The organism is Actinacidiphila oryziradicis, from assembly GCF_005047355.1.
Taxonomy (GTDB): domain Bacteria; phylum Actinomycetota; class Actinomycetes; order Streptomycetales; family Streptomycetaceae; genus Actinacidiphila; species Actinacidiphila oryziradicis.
In genome coordinates, this window is sequence record NZ_SUMC01000002.1 from 107,248 (window position 1) to 122,067 (window position 14,820).

The 14,820-nt window shown below is 65.8% G+C and carries 28 protein-coding genes; all 28 read right to left on the reverse strand.

The window, feature by feature from the left end; genetic code table 11:
* Nucleotides 1–11: 11 nt before the first annotated feature.
* The 28 genes from rpsK to rplC all read right to left on the reverse strand — a co-directional run bounded on the left by rpsK (nucleotide 12) and on the right by rplC (nucleotide 14,806).
* On the reverse strand, nucleotides 12–416 hold the full coding sequence (gene rpsK, locus FCI23_RS02745) for a 30S ribosomal protein S11 (RefSeq protein ID WP_136721810.1): 405 nt from the start codon (nucleotides 414–416) through the stop codon (nucleotides 12–14).
* 106 nt (nucleotides 417–522) lie between these two features.
* Entirely contained in the window at nucleotides 523–903 is a 381-nt protein-coding gene (gene rpsM / locus FCI23_RS02750; RefSeq protein WP_136721811.1) for a 30S ribosomal protein S13, read from the reverse strand.
* A gap of 174 nt (nucleotides 904–1,077) precedes the next feature.
* Nucleotides 1,078–1,191, reverse strand: coding sequence for a 50S ribosomal protein L36 (gene rpmJ / locus FCI23_RS02755; protein WP_003956441.1), 114 nt, complete (start codon nucleotides 1,189–1,191; stop codon nucleotides 1,078–1,080).
* A gap of 28 nt (nucleotides 1,192–1,219) precedes the next feature.
* Nucleotides 1,220–1,441, reverse strand: coding sequence for a translation initiation factor IF-1 (gene infA, locus FCI23_RS02760; RefSeq protein WP_003956442.1), 222 nt, complete (start codon nucleotides 1,439–1,441; stop codon nucleotides 1,220–1,222).
* Between the two features lie 296 nt (nucleotides 1,442–1,737).
* Nucleotides 1,738–2,574, reverse strand: coding sequence for a type I methionyl aminopeptidase (gene map, locus FCI23_RS02765; protein ID WP_136721812.1), 837 nt, complete (start codon nucleotides 2,572–2,574; stop codon nucleotides 1,738–1,740).
* 154 nt (nucleotides 2,575–2,728) lie between these two features.
* On the reverse strand, nucleotides 2,729–3,409 hold the full coding sequence (locus FCI23_RS02770) for an adenylate kinase (RefSeq protein ID WP_136721813.1): 681 nt from the start codon (nucleotides 3,407–3,409) through the stop codon (nucleotides 2,729–2,731).
* Complete coding sequence (secY, locus tag FCI23_RS02775) at nucleotides 3,409–4,722, reverse strand: preprotein translocase subunit SecY (RefSeq protein ID WP_136721814.1); 1,314 nt, start codon at nucleotides 4,720–4,722, stop codon at nucleotides 3,409–3,411. Before secY ends, FCI23_RS02770 begins: the two co-directional genes overlap by 1 nt.
* Before the next feature lie 375 nt (nucleotides 4,723–5,097).
* On the reverse strand, nucleotides 5,098–5,256 hold the full coding sequence (locus tag FCI23_RS59230) for a hypothetical protein (protein WP_407645910.1): 159 nt from the start codon (nucleotides 5,254–5,256) through the stop codon (nucleotides 5,098–5,100).
* 129 nt (nucleotides 5,257–5,385) lie between these two features.
* Nucleotides 5,386–5,841 carry a 50S ribosomal protein L15 gene (gene rplO / locus FCI23_RS02785; RefSeq protein WP_136721815.1) on the reverse strand — a complete coding sequence of 152 codons (456 nt, stop codon included), beginning with the start codon at nucleotides 5,839–5,841 and terminating at the stop codon, nucleotides 5,386–5,388.
* 2 nt (nucleotides 5,842–5,843) lie between these two features.
* Nucleotides 5,844–6,026 (reverse strand): 50S ribosomal protein L30, encoded by a 183-nt coding sequence (rpmD, locus tag FCI23_RS02790; protein ID WP_136721816.1) that lies wholly within the window; start codon nucleotides 6,024–6,026, stop codon nucleotides 5,844–5,846.
* Nucleotides 6,026–6,631: a 30S ribosomal protein S5 gene (gene rpsE, locus FCI23_RS02795; RefSeq protein ID WP_136721817.1), complete on the reverse strand. Its 606-nt coding sequence runs from the start codon at nucleotides 6,629–6,631 to the stop codon at nucleotides 6,026–6,028. Before rpsE ends, rpmD begins: the two co-directional genes overlap by 1 nt.
* 43 nt (nucleotides 6,632–6,674) lie before the next feature.
* Nucleotides 6,675–7,058 carry a 50S ribosomal protein L18 gene (gene rplR, locus FCI23_RS02800; protein ID WP_136721818.1) on the reverse strand — a complete coding sequence of 128 codons (384 nt, stop codon included), beginning with the start codon at nucleotides 7,056–7,058 and terminating at the stop codon, nucleotides 6,675–6,677.
* Between the two features lie 2 nt (nucleotides 7,059–7,060).
* Entirely contained in the window at nucleotides 7,061–7,600 is a 540-nt protein-coding gene (gene rplF / locus FCI23_RS02805) for a 50S ribosomal protein L6 (RefSeq protein WP_136721819.1), read from the reverse strand.
* 21 nt (nucleotides 7,601–7,621) lie between these two features.
* Complete coding sequence (gene rpsH, locus FCI23_RS02810; protein ID WP_136721820.1) at nucleotides 7,622–8,020, reverse strand: 30S ribosomal protein S8; 399 nt, start codon at nucleotides 8,018–8,020, stop codon at nucleotides 7,622–7,624.
* A gap of 252 nt (nucleotides 8,021–8,272) precedes the next feature.
* On the reverse strand, nucleotides 8,273–8,458 hold the full coding sequence (locus tag FCI23_RS02820; RefSeq protein WP_030890724.1) for a type Z 30S ribosomal protein S14: 186 nt from the start codon (nucleotides 8,456–8,458) through the stop codon (nucleotides 8,273–8,275).
* A gap of 3 nt (nucleotides 8,459–8,461) precedes the next feature.
* A complete protein-coding gene (gene rplE / locus FCI23_RS02825; RefSeq protein ID WP_136721822.1) occupies nucleotides 8,462–9,019 on the reverse strand; it encodes a 50S ribosomal protein L5 in 558 nt (185 codons plus the stop codon).
* On the reverse strand, nucleotides 9,019–9,342 hold the full coding sequence (gene rplX, locus FCI23_RS02830; RefSeq protein WP_136721823.1) for a 50S ribosomal protein L24: 324 nt from the start codon (nucleotides 9,340–9,342) through the stop codon (nucleotides 9,019–9,021). Before rplX ends, rplE begins: the two co-directional genes overlap by 1 nt.
* A 3-nt stretch (nucleotides 9,343–9,345) precedes the next feature.
* Nucleotides 9,346–9,714, reverse strand: a complete 369-nt coding sequence (rplN, locus tag FCI23_RS02835) for a 50S ribosomal protein L14 (RefSeq protein WP_073492414.1) — start codon at nucleotides 9,712–9,714, stop codon at nucleotides 9,346–9,348.
* Between the two features lie 106 nt (nucleotides 9,715–9,820).
* Nucleotides 9,821–10,105, reverse strand: coding sequence for a 30S ribosomal protein S17 (gene rpsQ, locus FCI23_RS02840; RefSeq protein WP_136721824.1), 285 nt, complete (start codon nucleotides 10,103–10,105; stop codon nucleotides 9,821–9,823).
* A complete protein-coding gene (gene rpmC, locus FCI23_RS02845) occupies nucleotides 10,105–10,335 on the reverse strand; it encodes a 50S ribosomal protein L29 (protein ID WP_136721825.1) in 231 nt (76 codons plus the stop codon). The genes rpsQ and rpmC overlap by 1 nt, the downstream gene beginning before the upstream one ends.
* Nucleotides 10,335–10,754 carry a 50S ribosomal protein L16 gene (rplP, locus tag FCI23_RS02850; protein ID WP_136721826.1) on the reverse strand — a complete coding sequence of 140 codons (420 nt, stop codon included), beginning with the start codon at nucleotides 10,752–10,754 and terminating at the stop codon, nucleotides 10,335–10,337. The genes rpmC and rplP overlap by 1 nt, the downstream gene beginning before the upstream one ends.
* A 5-nt stretch (nucleotides 10,755–10,759) precedes the next feature.
* The gene (gene rpsC / locus FCI23_RS02855; RefSeq protein ID WP_136721827.1) at nucleotides 10,760–11,602 is read right to left on the reverse strand and encodes a 30S ribosomal protein S3; all 843 of its coding nucleotides are present in this window, start codon (nucleotides 11,600–11,602) and stop codon (nucleotides 10,760–10,762) included.
* Nucleotides 11,602–11,949 (reverse strand): 50S ribosomal protein L22, encoded by a 348-nt coding sequence (gene rplV / locus FCI23_RS02860; protein ID WP_136722010.1) that lies wholly within the window; start codon nucleotides 11,947–11,949, stop codon nucleotides 11,602–11,604. The genes rpsC and rplV overlap by 1 nt, the downstream gene beginning before the upstream one ends.
* 43 nt (nucleotides 11,950–11,992) lie before the next feature.
* Entirely contained in the window at nucleotides 11,993–12,274 is a 282-nt protein-coding gene (rpsS, locus tag FCI23_RS02865) for a 30S ribosomal protein S19 (protein WP_136721828.1), read from the reverse strand.
* Nucleotides 12,275–12,286: 12 nt separating this feature from the next.
* Entirely contained in the window at nucleotides 12,287–13,123 is an 837-nt protein-coding gene (gene rplB, locus FCI23_RS02870) for a 50S ribosomal protein L2 (RefSeq protein WP_136721829.1), read from the reverse strand.
* Between the two features lie 48 nt (nucleotides 13,124–13,171).
* Nucleotides 13,172–13,504, reverse strand: coding sequence for a 50S ribosomal protein L23 (gene rplW, locus FCI23_RS02875; RefSeq protein WP_136721830.1), 333 nt, complete (start codon nucleotides 13,502–13,504; stop codon nucleotides 13,172–13,174).
* On the reverse strand, nucleotides 13,504–14,157 hold the full coding sequence (rplD, locus tag FCI23_RS02880) for a 50S ribosomal protein L4 (protein ID WP_136721831.1): 654 nt from the start codon (nucleotides 14,155–14,157) through the stop codon (nucleotides 13,504–13,506). The genes rplW and rplD overlap by 1 nt, the downstream gene beginning before the upstream one ends.
* Before the next feature lie 4 nt (nucleotides 14,158–14,161).
* Nucleotides 14,162–14,806, reverse strand: coding sequence for a 50S ribosomal protein L3 (gene rplC / locus FCI23_RS02885; RefSeq protein WP_136721832.1), 645 nt, complete (start codon nucleotides 14,804–14,806; stop codon nucleotides 14,162–14,164).
* Nucleotides 14,807–14,820: the final 14 nt, after the last annotated feature.

Here is a 14,820-nt window from a genome sequence, read left to right on the forward strand (position 1 = left end):
AAGCCAGGTCGTCAGACCCGGCGACGCTTCGGCGGGCGGCAGCCGTTGTGCGGGGTCGGGGTGACGTCCTGGATCGAACCCACCTCCAGGCCGGTGGCCTGGAGGGAGCGGATCGCGGTCTCACGGCCGGAGCCGGGACCCTTGACGAACACGTCGACCTTGCGCATGCCGTGCTCCTGCGCCCGGCGGGCGGCCGACTCGGCGGCCATCTGCGCGGCGAAGGGGGTGGACTTGCGCGAGCCCTTGAAGCCGACATGGCCGGCAGAGGCCCAGGAGATCACATTCCCGGCGGGGTCAGTGATCGAGACGATGGTGTTGTTGAACGTGCTCTTGATGTGAGCATGCCCATGAGCGACGTTCTTCTTCTCCTTGCGGCGCACCTTCTTGGCGCCGGCCTGACGACCCTTCGGAGGCATAAGTCTGTTAACTCCCATGGAGGTGGTCGGTCCTACAGCACGGACCGCTTATGACCTGCGGAGATCCAGGGATCCTCCCGGAAAACCGCAGTGCGTCCGGTGCGGACTACTTCTTACCCGGCTTCTTCTTACCGGCGATGGCGCGACGCGGGCCCTTGCGGGTGCGGGCGTTGGTGTGAGTCCGCTGACCGTGGACCGGCAGGCCGCGACGGTGGCGCAGACCCTGGTAGCAGCCGATCTCGACCTTGCGGCGGATGTCCGCCTGGACCTCGCGACGGAGGTCACCCTCGGTCTTGAAGTTGGCGTCCACGTACTCGCGGAGCTTGACGAGGTCTTCCTCGGCAAGATCGCGGACGCGGGTGTCCGGGTTCACACCGGTGTTCTTCAGGGTCTCCTGAGCACGGGTGCGACCGATGCCGAAGACGTACGTGAGGGCGATCTCCACGCGCTTTTCGCGCGGGAGGTCAACGCCTGCAAGGCGTGCCATTCATTGGCTCCTGGTGAGATCGGAGGTCTTCCGCAGCCCCGCTCCCGACCGGTATCGGCGGGTCCCCGGCCTCCGCCGGGGGTGTCATCCCCCTTGAACAGGGGGATGGGTGACTGCGTATATACGTTTGTGCGCGTCGCGCGAAGTTCTGCGGATGCAGAGGGTGGTCGTACGTCAGCCCTGGCGCTGCTTGTGGCGCAGGTTGTCGCAGATGACCATGACCCGACCATGACGGCGGATCACCTTGCACTTGTCGCAGATCTTCTTGACGCTCGGCTTGACCTTCATGGGGTTCAGGTTCTCCGGGTCGTGAGATCTACTTGTAGCGGTAGACGATCCGTCCGCGCGTCAGGTCGTATGGAGACAGCTCCACCACAACCCTGTCATCGGGGAGGATACGGATGTAGTGCATCCGCATCTTGCCGCTGATGTGCGCGAGGACCTTGTGACCGTTCTGCAGCTCCACTTTGAACATCGCGTTCGGCAGAGATTCGATCACGGTGCCCTCGATCTCGATGGCGCCTTGCTTCTTGGCCATGTCCTGCTTTCGGGATCGACTACCTTGATCGGCCCTCGGCATGCCGATAGACATACGTGAGCCGACGTGTCAGTCTACGTCAGCGCTACGGGAACACGAAATCGGGCCCCCATCCAATGCCCAGGACCCCTGATCGTTATGCCAGGGGATCCAGCGGCCCGACTCAGCCCAGCGGATCCGGCGCCGCAGTGACCCCGTACACAGCACCCTCTCCACGCCCCTCTCGCGGGCTCGGCGCCCCGGGGGCGCCTCACAAGCTTCGAGCGGCTGCGCCGGGCTCCGCCCGCCGGGGCCACTCAGCCCAGCGGATCCGGCGCCGCAGTGACCCCGTACTCCGCGAGCTTCGCCTTGCCTCCGTCGACCGCCGTGAGGACCAGCGGGCCCTGCTCGGTCAGCGCGATGGAGTGCTCCCAGTGCGAGGACCAGCTGCCGTCGTCCGTCTTAACGGTCCAGTTGTCCTCGAGGACATGGGTGAGCGGGGTACCCAGGCTCACCATCGGCTCGATCGCGAGGCAGACCCCCGGCACCAGCTTGATGCCCCGGCCGCGCTTGCGCGAGACATAGTTCAGCAGATGCGGGTCCATGTGCATCTCGGAGCCGATGCCATGGCCGCCGTAGTCCTCGACGATCCCGTACTTGCCGGTCGCCGGGCGCGGCTGGCGGCGGATGTAGGACTCGATGGCCTTGGAGATGTCGACCAGCCGGTTGCCGTTGCGGAAGGCTGCGACGCCGGCCCACATCGACTCCTCGGTCACCCGGCTGAGCTCCAGCAGCTCCGGCGCGTGACCCGACCCCACAAAGGCGGTGAAGGCGGCATCGCCGTGCCAGCCCTCGATGATCGCGCCGGCGTCGATGGAGATGATGTCGCCGTCCTTGAGCACCGTCTCCCGGTCCGGGATGCCATGCACCACGACATCGTTCACCGAGGTGCAGATGTTGCCGGGGAAGCCCCCGTAACCCAGGAAGTTCGGCTTGGCGCCATGGTCCGCGATCACCTTCGCCGCGACCTCGTCCAAGTCCTTCGTGCTCGCCCCCGGGACGGCCGCCTTCCGGGTCGCCTCATGGATGGCGGCGACAACGAGCCCCGCCGCGCGCATCTTCGCGATCTGTTCGGGGTTCTTGATCTCCACCATGGTGGCGGTCGCCTTTCTGCATCCGAGTGGCTGTGTACCGCTCCAGTCTGCCGCATGGGCCCTGCCTGGGCGGCGGCCGACCGGGAGCAAAGAGCAGCCGCGACGCCCACTGGGGCATCGCGGCCGCATTCACACAGCAACCATCAATTGATCACTAGCCACGAGAAGGGGCGACCGCGTCCTTGTTCCGCTCCCGCAGCGCGTCCATCGCTCGCTGGGTGACTTCGGAGACCGGGCCCAGCGCGGGGATCGTGATCAGGAGATCCTGGTCGCGGTAGTAGTCGATGATCGGCTCGGTCTCGCGATGGTAGACCTCCAGCCGCCGCCGCACCGTCTCCTCGCTGTCGTCGTCGCGCTGGTACAGCTCACCGCCGCACTCGTCGCAGACGCCGTCGACCTTGGGCTTCTTGTACTCGACGTGGAAGGTGTGGCTGCTGTCGTTACGGCAGGTCCGCCGGCCGGCGATCCGCTTGACGACCTCCTCCTCCGGGACCTCCAGGTCGAGCACGGCGTCGAGCCCTATGCCCTCGTCCTTGAGGATCCGGTCCAGCGCCTCGGCCTGCTTCACATTGCGCGGGAAGCCGTCGAGCAGGAAGCCGTGCGCGGCGTCCGGCTGCTCCCAGCGGTCCTTGGCCATCGCGATGGTGAGTTCGTCGGGAACCAGGTCGCCGGCCTTCATATAGGCCTGCGCCCGCTTACCGAGGTTCGATCCCTGGCTGATGTTCGCCCTGAAGAGGTCACCCGTGGAGATGTGCGGAATCGACAGGTTCTTGGCCAGGTACGCGGCCTGCGTACCCTTGCCGGCCCCGGGCGGCCCAACGAGGACGATGCGCATCAGCGGAGGAACCCTTCGTAATTACGCTGCTGGAGCTGGCTCTCGATCTGCTTCACCGTCTCCAGACCCACACCCACGATGATCAGGATGCTGGTTCCGCCGAACGGGAAGTTACCGGTCGCATTGAAAAGCACCAGCGCCACAGTGGGCACCAGCGCAATCAGTCCCAGGTACATCGCTCCCGGCCACGTGATCCTGTTGAGCACGTAGCTGAGGTACTCCGCGGTGGGGCGGCCGGCCCGGATGCCCGGGATGAACCCACCATACTTCTTCATGTTGTCGGCCACTTCTTCGGGGTTGAAGGAGATGGCGACGTAGAAGAAGGCGAAGAAGACGATCAGCAAAAAGTACGTAGCGATGTAAATCGGGTGATCGCCCTTCACCATGTTGTCCCGGATCCAGTTCGCCCAGCTCGCCGTGGACCCGCTGAACTGCACCAGCAGTGACGGAATGTAGAGCAGCGACGACGCGAAGATGACGGGAATCACACCCGCCTGGTTCACCTTCAACGGGATGTATGTGGACGTACCACCGTAGGACCGGCGGCCGACCATTCGCTTCGCGTACTGCACGGGAATGCGGCGCTGAGCCTGCTCGACGAAGACCACCAGGGCCACCATCGCCAGGCCGACCGCGATCACCGCGAAGAACTCGACCCAGCCACCGGCGATCTTGCCGGACTTCTTGATGGCCCACAGCTGGGTGGGGAAGCCGGCCGCGATCGACAGGAACATCAGGATCGACATGCCGTTGCCGATACCGCGGTCGGTGATCAGCTCACCCAGCCACATGATCATCGCGGTACCCGAGGTCATCGTGACGACCATGGTGATCGTGGTGAAGATCGACTGGTTCGGGATGATCTGGCTCGCCACGGTGCAGTTGCCGAAGAGGCTGCCGCTACGAGCGGTGGCCACCAGGCCGGTGCCCTGCAGGACCGCGAGCGCGACCGTGAGGTAACGCGTGTACTGCGTGATCTTCGTGGTGCCGGCCTGACCCTCCTTCTTGAGGGCCTCCAGGCGAGGGATCACCACGGTCAGCAGCTGCAGGATGATGCTCGCCGTGATGTACGGCATGATCCCAAGCGCGAAGATGGTCAGCTGGAGCAGTGCGCCGCCGCTGAACAGGTTCACCAGACCGAAGAGGCCGCCGCTGCCGCCGACCTCGGTGACACAGGTCTGGACAGCCTTGTAGTCGACCCCCGGTACGGGGATGTGCGAGCCCAGGCGGAACAGCAGCATGATGCCCAGCGTGAACAGCAGCTTCTTGCGCAGGTCGGGCGTCCTGAACGCCCGGGCGAACGCGGTGAGCACGGTGCCTCCTGCGACCCCCGCGTCATGCGCAGGGGGTAACGGTCTCGGTTATCGAAAAGGATTCAGCCGGGACCCGCGGCAGGGCAGACCCCCGCGCAAGGTAACAGCTAGGACACCCTACCGGGCCCGACAGCCTGTGAGGAACATATGGCGGCCATCACTAATTCCACGCGGCCCGGTTACCCCCCCAAACAGCCTCGCCTGCCCACTGTCGGACACGCACATATAGGGCCATCTGACCCCCGCGAACGACTGCCGAAAGGTCAGCTGGCCGCGAAGGGCCAGAGGACGTCGGCCGGCCGCCCCGTTCACGCTGGTGATGGCTCGCCCGCAGACCAGCTTGTCCGGGTGCTCGTTCAACTGGCTCGCGGTGGCCTACAGATGGGCCTTGGCAGCTCCGATGGTGCCTTGCCGGTAGATCGCCGCCGTCAGGGGGGAGCCGCCGCAGGACAGGGCGGCCGTGGTGAAGCCGTCGGCGATTGGCTCCCGGTCGGCGAGGAAGACGATCCAGCGTTCCCAGTCCGCGCCGCCCACGCGTGAGCATGGCAATCTCCAACCTCCAGTGGATTCGCCAGTACGCCTTCCGAGGCAACCAGCACAAAAAGAGAGGGGCCGGGCCTTCCTCACGGAAGTCCCGGCCCCCCTCTTCGTACGGTGTACCGACTAGATGAGCTCGGTAACAGTGCCGCCGGCAGCGGCGATCTTCTCCTTGGCGGAGCCGGAGACCGCGTCAACGGTCACCTGCAGCGCCACGGAGACCTCGCCGGTGCCAAGCACCTTGACGAGCTGGTTCTTACGGACCGCACCCTTGGCGACCAGGTCCGCGACCGTGACGTCACCACCCTCGGGGTAGAGGGTGGCGAGCTTGTCCAGGTTGACGACCTGGTACTCGGTGCGGAACGGGTTCTTGAAGCCCTTGAGCTTCGGCAGACGCATGTGGAGGGGCATCTGCCCACCCTCGAAGCGCGCCGGAACCTGGTAGCGGGCCTTGGTGCCCTTGGTGCCACGACCGGCCGTCTTGCCCTTGGACGCCTCGCCACGACCCACGCGGGTCTTGGCGGTCTTGGCGCCCGGGGCCGGACGGAGGTTGTGGATCTTGATCGGGTTCTCAGCACCCATGATCAGTCGACCTCCTCAACCGTGACGAGGTGGCGGACGGTCTGGACCATGCCGCGGATCTCCGGCCGGTCCTCCTTGACCACAACGTCGTGCATACGCTTGAGACCGAGCGAACGCAGAGTGTCACGGTGGTTCTGCTTGCTACCGATGTAGGACTTCGTCTGCGTGACCTTGAGGCGAGCCATTACGCACCCACCCCGGCACGAGCACGCAGCAGAGCTGCGGGCGCGACGTCCTCCAGCGGCAGGCCGCGGCGGGCAGCGATCTCCTCGGGCCGCTGAAGGCCCTGGAGCGCGGCCACCGTGGCGTGCACGATGTTGATCGCGTTCGACGACCCGAGCGACTTCGACAGGATGTCGTGAACGCCGGCGCACTCCAGAACGGCGCGCACCGGGCCACCCGCGATCACGCCGGTACCGGGGGAAGCCGGCTTCAGCATGACCACGCCCGCGGCCTTCTCACCCTGGATCGGGTGCGGGATGGTGCCCTGGATACGGGGGACCTTGAAGAAGTGCTTCTTGGCCTCCTCAACACCCTTGGCGATGGCGGCCGGCACCTCCTTGGCCTTGCCGTAACCGACGCCGACGGTGCCGTCACCATCGCCCACCACGACCAGCGCGGTGAAGCTGAAGCGACGACCACCCTTCACAACCTTGGCGACGCGGTTGATCGCGACAACGCGCTCGACGTAGGCGGTCTTCTCGGCCTGCTGGCCACCGTCCCGCCGGTCCTTGCGTTCCCGCCGCTCGCCGCCACCGGCACCGCTTCCGCGGCGCTGGGGTCCAGGCATTGTAATTACCTCTCTTCGTTGCTTCCGCTAGCTACGAGCGGACTCAGAACTTGAGCCCGGCTTCGCGGGCGGCGTCCGCCAGGGCGGCAATGCGCCCGGCGTACTGGTTGCCGCCACGGTCGAATACGACAACCTCGACGCCTGCAGCCTTGGCACGCTCGGCCACGAGCTGGCCGACCTGCTTCGACAGCGCCGTCTTGTCGCCTTCGCCGCCGCGGATGGACGTGTCGAGAGTCGACGCCGACGCGAGCGTGTGGCCCGCGATGTCGTCGATGACCTGCGCCACGATGTTCCGGTTGGACCGGGTCACGACCAGACGCGGACGCTCGGGGGTACCCGAGATGCGCTTCCGGACGCGGATGTGGCGGCGCTTGAGAGCGGCGCCCTTGTAGGCCTTGCCCTTGGCAATCTTTACACCGTATGCCATGGCTACTTACCAGCCTTTCCGACCTTGCGGCGGATGACTTCGCCCGCGTACTTAACGCCCTTGGCCTTGTACGGGTCGGGCTTCCGCAGCTTGCGGATGTTCGCGGCGACCTCGCCGACCTTCTGCTTGTCGATGCCCTCGACGCTGAACTTCGTCGGGTTCTCGACCTTGAAGGAGATGCCCTCAGGGGCCTCGACGAGAACAGGGTGGCTGAAGCCCAGCGCGAACTCCAGGTTGGAACCCTTCGCCTGGACGCGGTAGCCGACACCGCTGATCTCGAGCGCCTTGCTGTAACCCGCGGTCACGCCGGTGATCATGTTCGCCACCAGAGTGCGCGACAGGCCGTGCAGGGCCTTCGAAACACGCTCGTCGTTCGGGCGGGTGACCAGCAGCGTGCCGTCCTCGCCCTTAGCGATGTCGATGGGTGCGGCAATGGTGTGGGAAAGGGAGCCCTTGGGACCCTTCACCGCGACCGTGCGGCCATCGATGGTGACGTCCACGCCGGCGGGAACCGGGATGGGCAGCTTGCCGATGCGCGACATTGCTTTACCTCCGTTTCCCGATTACCAGACGTAAGCGAGGACTTCCCCGCCTACACCCTTCTTGGCAGCCTGCTGGCCGGTGAGCAGCCCATGGGACGTGGAGATGATCGCCACGCCCAGGCCGCCGAGCACCTTCGGCAGGTTGGTGGACTTTGCGTAGACCCGCAGGCCCGGCTTGCTGATGCGCTTGATGCCGGCGATCGAACGCTCACGGTTCGGGCCGAACTTCAGCTCGAGGATGAGGTTCTTGCCGACCTCGGCGTCCTCGACCTTCCAGCCGGTGATGTAGCCCTCCTGCTGGAGGATCTCCGCGATGTGGGACTTGATCTTGCTGAACGGCATCGCGACATCGTCGTGGTACGCCGAGTTCGCGTTACGCAGACGGGTCAGCATGTCTGCGATGGGGTCTGTCATGGTCATGAGTTGGCCCTAGGCCTCTCTCGCCGGGGTTTCCTATCTGCGCCATCCCTCTCCCCGAACACCAATGGTGTCGGGACGGGTGCGGCACGGGGACCTACGGCGTAGTAAGCGACTTCTGGCGGGCTGTGTGTTGGACAGCCCGCGTGCGGTCATGGGCGACAGGCGCCCAACCCTTCCACCTTACGGGATGAAGAGCTGGGCCCCTGCCACCCAGATGCTTACCGAGAGCCCTGATAATCCCTGAAAAGAGATTTACCAGGAGCTCTTGGTCACGCCCGGCAGCTCGCCGCGGTGGGCCATCTCGCGAAGGCACACACGGCAGAGGCCGAACTTGCGGTAGACGGAGTGGGGACGACCGCAGCGCTGGCAGCGGTTGTAGGCACGGACCGCAAACTTGGGCTTGCGGGCGGCCTTGGCAATGAGAGCCTTCTTCGCCACGGCTCACGCCTCCTTGAACGGGAAGCCGAGGTGACGAAGGAGCGCACGGCCCTCAGCGTCATTGGTCGCCGTGGTAACCACGGTGATGTCCATACCCCGGACGCGGTCGATCTTGTCCTGGTCGATCTCGTGGAACATGACCTGCTCCGTGAGACCGAAGGTGTAGTTGCCACGGCCGTCGAACTGCTTCGGCGACAGACCGCGGAAGTCGCGGATGCGCGGAAGCGCCAGCGACAGCGTGCGGTCCAGGAACTCCCACATGCGGTCCCCGCGAAGGGTGACGTGGGCGCCGATCGGCTGGCCCTCGCGCAGCTTGAACTGCGCGATGGACTTACGGGCCTTGGTGACGGACGGCTTCTGACCGGTGATCGTGGAGAGGTCCTTGATGGCGCCCTCGATCAGCTTGGAGTCGCGGGCGGCGTCGCCCACACCCATGTTGACCACGATCTTGACGAGGCCGGGGATCTGCATGACGTTCTCGTAGGAGAACTCCTCACGCAGCTTGCCCGCGATTTCCTCGCGGTAGCGCTGCTTGAGGCGCGGCTGGGTGGTGGTAGTCATCAGATGTCCTCACCAGTCCGCTTGGCAACGCGGACCTTTTTGCCCTCGTCGTCGAAACGGAACCCGACGCGAGTGACGACCTTCTTGCCGTCCTTCTCCACCACCAGCTGAACGTTGCTGACGTGGATCGGGGCCTCGGTCGTGATGATGCCGCCGGTCTGGGAACCACGAGCCGTCTGACCGGCCTTGGTGTGCTTCTTGACCCGGTTGACACCCTCGACCAGGACGCGGTCGTCAGTGGGGTAGGCCACGATGACCTTGCCCTGCTTGCCCTTGTCCTTACCGGTGATGACCTGGACCAGGTCGCCCTTCTTGATCTTCATCGGTTACAGCACCTCCGGCGCGAGAGAAACGATCTTCATAAACTTCTTCTCGCGCAGCTCGCGGCCCACCGGGCCGAAGATGCGGGTACCGCGGGGGTCGCCGTCGTTCTTGAGGATCACGGCGGCGTTCTCGTCGAAGCGGATGTACGAGCCATCCGCGCGGCGGCGCTCCTTGACGGTCCGGACGATGACCGCCTTGACGACCTCGCCCTTCTTCACGTTGCCACCGGGGATCGCGTCCTTGACGGTGGCGACGATGACGTCACCGATTCCCGCGTAGCGGCGGCCCGAGCCACCGAGAACACGGATGCAAAGAATTTCCTTCGCACCGGTGTTGTCGGCGATCCGAAGCCGCGACTCCTGCTGGATCACGTCTATCTCCTGATTGTCGCGTCGGTTCCCGGCGGGGGTTCGGACCTAGATACGAACCCCACGCCGAGCCTGACGGAACGGTCCTGAGGGGAAAGCCCCTCAGGGATTACTTGGCCTTCTCGAGGATCTCGACGACGCGCCAGCGCTTCGTCGCGGACAGCGGCCGGGTCTCCATGAGGAGGACACGGTCGCCGATGCCCGCAGCGTTCTGCTCGTCGTGCGCCTTGAGCTTGTTGGTGCGGCGGATGACCTTGCCATAGAGGGCGTGCTTCACACGGTCCTCGACGGCGACCACTACGGTCTTGTCCATCTTGTCGCTGACGACAAGGCCCTCGCGGGTCTTGCGGTCGCCGCGCTGCTCGCTGGTCTCAGTCACAGTCTTCTCGCTCATCAGACGCTCTCGCTCTCCACCGTCTCGATGCCGAGCTCACGCTCACGCATCAGGGTGTAGATCCGGGCGATGTCCTTGCGGACGATCTTGAGCCGGGTGTTGTTCTCGAGCTGGCCGGTGGCCGCCTGGAAACGGAGGTTGAACAGCTCCTCCTTGGCCTCGCGCAGCTTGCCGAGGAGACCCTCGTCATCCAGCTCGCGCAGCTCTGCCGTCTTGGTGCCGGCCGCCATTACGACTCACCTGCCTCGCGCCGGATGATCCGGCACTTCATCGGAAGCTTGTGGGCGGCGCGGGTCAGCGCCTCCTTGGCTACCTTTTCGTTCGGGAAGGACAGCTCGAACATCACCCGGCCGGGGTGGACGTTCGCGATCCACCACTCCGGAGAACCTTTACCGGAACCCATGCGGGTTTCGGCCGGCTTCTTCGTCAGCGGACGGTCCGGGTAGATGTTGATCCAGACCTTGCCGCCACGGCGGATGTGACGGGTGATGGCGATACGAGCGGACTCGATCTGCCGGTTCGTCACATACGCCGGGGTGACGGCCTGAATGCCGTACTCGCCGAACGCCAGCTCGGTGCCACCCTTGGCCATACCGCGACGGCTCGGGTGGTGCTGCTTACGGTGCTTGACCCGACGGGGGATCAGCATGACTGTCAGGCCTCCGTTCCAGGGGTCTCCGGGCTCGCGGCCTCAGCGGTCACGGCCTCGGCCTTGGGGGCCTGAGGAGCGTCACCCTGGGGACGACGGGCACGGCCGCCGCGCTCGCCACCGCGGCGCTGCGGACGGTCGTTGCCGCCGCCGCCACCGCCGCCGCCACGGGCCGGGCGGTTGCCGGCGCGGGCAGCGGCGTTGTCGGCGCGGACCTCGGCGATGTTCTTGACATCGCCCTTGTAGATCCAGACCTTCACGCCGATCCGGCCGAAGGTGGTCTTGGCCTCGAAGAAGCCGTAGTCCACGTTGGCACGGAGCGTGTGCAGGGGCACACGGCCCTCGCGGTAGAACTCCGAGCGGGACATCTCCGCGCCGCCGAGACGGCCACCACACTGGATCTTGATGCCCTTGGCGCCGGCCTTCATGGTGCTCTGCATGCTCTTGCGCATCGCACGACGGAAGGAGACGCGGGAGGAGAGCTGCTCGGCGACGGCCTGGGCCACCAGCTGAGCGTCGACCTCGGGGTTCTTGACCTCGAGGATGTTCAGCTGCACCTGCTTGCCGGTGAGCTTCTCCAGCTCGCCGCGGATACGGTCGGCCTCCGCGCCGCGACGGCCGATGACGATGCCCGGCCGGGCGGTGTGGATGTCGACGCGGACGCGGTCACGGGTGCGCTCGATCTCAACCTTCGAGATGCCGGCCCGCTCCATGCCCTTCGTCATCATCCTGCGGATGGCGACGTCTTCCTTGACGTAGTCCTTGTACAGCTTGTCGGCGTACCACCGGGACTTGAAGTCCGTGGTGATGCCGAGCCGGAACCCATGCGGGTTAACCTTCTGGCCCATTACCGGGTCCCTTCCTTGCTGGAGACGACCACGGTGATGTGGCTGGTCCGCTTGCGGATCCGGTAGGCGCGGCCCTGGGCGCGCGGCCGGAACCGCTTCAGGGTCGGGCCCTCGTCCACGAACGCCTCGCTGATGAACAGCGACTGGGCGTCCGTGTGGTCGTAGTTGTGCGCGGCGTTGGCAATGGCGCTGTCCAGCACCTTGCCCACCGGCACGCTCGCGGCCTGCGGGGCGAAACGCAGGACCGCCTGAGCCTCCGTGGCGTCGAGGCCACGGATGAGGTCCACCACGCGGCGGGCCTTCATGGGCGTGACGCGGATGTACCGCGCCTGGGCCCTGGCTTCCATGGTTGTCCCTTCGGTGTCAGTCATAGTCTTCGCACTCCGCCGATCAGCGACGCCGCGTCTTGCGGTCGTCCTTCTCGTGGCCGCGGAAGGTGCGGGTCGGCGCGAACTCGCCGAGCTTGTGGCCGACCATCGACTCGGTGACAAACACCGGGACGTGCTTACGGCCGTCATGCACCGCGATCGTGTGGCCCAGCATCGCCGGGATGATCATCGAGCGGCGGGACCAGGTCTTGATGACGTTGTGGGTGCCTGCATCGTTCTGTACGTCCACCTTTTTGACCAGGTGGTCGTCGACGAAGGGCCCTTTCTTCAGACTGCGCGGCATCTAAACCTGCTCCTAGCGCTTCTTGTTCGTCTTGCGGCGGCGGACGATGTACTTGTTGCTGGCCTTCTTCGGCGAGCGAGTACGACCCTCCTTCTGGCCCCACGGGCTGACCGGGTGGCGGCCACCGGAGGTCTTGCCCTCACCACCACCGTGCGGGTGGTCAACAGGGTTCATCGCGACACCGCGGACGGTCGGGCGGACGCCCTTCCAGCGCATACGGCCGGCCTTACCCCAGTTGATGTTCGACTGCTCGGCGTTGCCGACCTCGCCAACAGTGGCGCGGCAGCGGACGTCGACCATGCGGACTTCACCGGACGGCATACGCAGGCTCGCGAACGAGCCCTCCTTCGCCAGCAGCTGGACGGAAGAACCCGCACTGCGGGCGATCTTCGCGCCGCCGCCGGGGCGCAGCTCGATGGCGTGGACGGTCGTACCCACCGGGATGTTGCGCAGCGGGAGGTTGTTGCCCGGCTTGATGTCGGCGCCAGGGCCGTTCTCAATCCGGTCGCCCTGGCCGAGCTTGGCCGGGGCAAGGATGTAGCGCTTCTCGCCGTCCGCGTAATGCAGCAGCGCGATGCGAGCGGTGCGGTTGGGGTCGTACTCGATGTGCGCGACCTTGGCCGGCACGCCGTCCTTGTCGTGACGACGGAAGTCGATCACTCGGAAGGCGCGCTTGTGGCCACCGCCCTGGTGACGAACGGTCACACGACCGGCGTTGTTACGGCCGCCCTTGCTGTGCAGAGGGCGGACCAGCGACTTCTCCGGCGTGGACCGCGTGATCTCGACGAAGTCGGCGACGCTGGAGCCACGACGGCCCGGCGTCGTCGGCTTGTACTTGCGGATACCCATTTCTCAGTCCTCGGAAAGTTCCGGACTTCTGAACGACTCCGGCCTCCGTTAGGAGACCGGGCCGCCGAAGATGTCGATGCGGTCGCCCTCGGCGAGGGTCACGATGGCGCGCTTGGTGTCCTTGCGCTTGCCGAAACCAGACTTGGTCCGCTTGCGCTTACCCTGCCGGTTGATCGTGTTGACCCCGGTGACCTTGACCGAGAAGACCGCCTCGACGGCCTGCTTGATCTGGGTCTTGTTGCTACCCGGCGCGACGATGAACGTGTACTTGTTCTCGTCGAGCAGCGCGTAGCTCTTCTCGGAAACCACCGGCTTGACCAGGATGTCACGGTGGTCCGTGTAGGTCTTGCTGGTGACGACCGCTGCAGTGGTCTCGCTCATCAGGCGTCGCTCCCTTCGAGCTCGGCCTCGGCGGCGGCACCGGTGAAGCGGTCGAAGGCGTCCTTCGTGAAGACCACGTCGTCGGAGACGAGCACGTCGTACGTGTTCAGCTGGCCGGCCTCCAGGATGTGCACCTGGGGCAGGTTGCGGGCGGACAGCCACGCGGCCTCGTCAGCACGCTCGACGACCAGGAGCACGTGCTTGCGCTCGCTGATCTTGCCGAGGAGGCTCTTGGCGGCCTTCGTCGACGGGGCATCGCCCTCGATGACGCCGGTCACGACGTGGATGCGGTTGTGACGCGCCCGGTCGGTCAGAGCGCCCTTGAGGGCGGCCTTGACCATCTTCTTCGGCGTCCGCTGCGAGTAGTCACGCGGCTTGGGACCGTGGACGACGCCACCGCCGACGAACTGCGGAGCGCGGGTCGAACCCTGACGGGCGCGGCCGGTGCCCTTCTGACGGTACGGCTTCTTGCCACCACCACGGACTTCGCCACGGCGCTTGGTGCTGTGCGTGCCCTGACGGGCCGCGGCAAGCTGCGCCACGACGACCTGGTGGATCAGCGGGATGCTGACCTTGGCGTCGAAGATCTCAGCCGGGAGCTCAAGGCTGCCGGTCGTGTCGCCGGCGGGCGACAGAATGTCAATGGTGCTCATATCCTCAGGCCCCCTTGGCCGCGGTGCGGACCAGGACGAGGCCGCCGTTCGGACCGGGGATGGCTCCCTTGATCAGGAGCAGTCCCTTCTCCGCGTCAACGGCGTGGACGGTCAGGTTCTGGGTGGTGACCCGCTCGTTGCCCATACGGCCCGCCATGCGCATGCCCTTGAACACACGACCCGGGGTGGCACAGCCACCGATGGAGCCGGGCGAACGGTGCTTGCGCTGGGTGCCGTGACCGGCGCCGAGGCCCTTGAAGTTGTGACGCTTCATGACACCGGCGAAGCCCTTGCCCTTGCTCTTGCCCGTGACGTCGACCTTGACGCCGGACTCGAACACCTCGGCAGTGATCTCCTGGCCGAGCGTGTACTCGCTGGCGTCGGAGGTGCGGAGCTCCACCAGGTGGCGGCGCGGGGTCACATCGGCCTTGGCGAAGTGGCCCTTGAGGGGCTTGTTCACCTTGCGGGGATCGATCTCGCCGAAGGCGATCTGGACCGCTTCGTAGCCGTCGACAACGTTCGTACGAACCTGGGTCACGACATTCGGGCCGGCCTTGACGACGGTCACCGGGACGACACGGTTGTTCTCGTCCCAGACCTGGGTCATGCCGAGCTTCTCGCCCAGGATGCCCTTGATCTGCTTTGCCATCTTGTCCGCGCCTC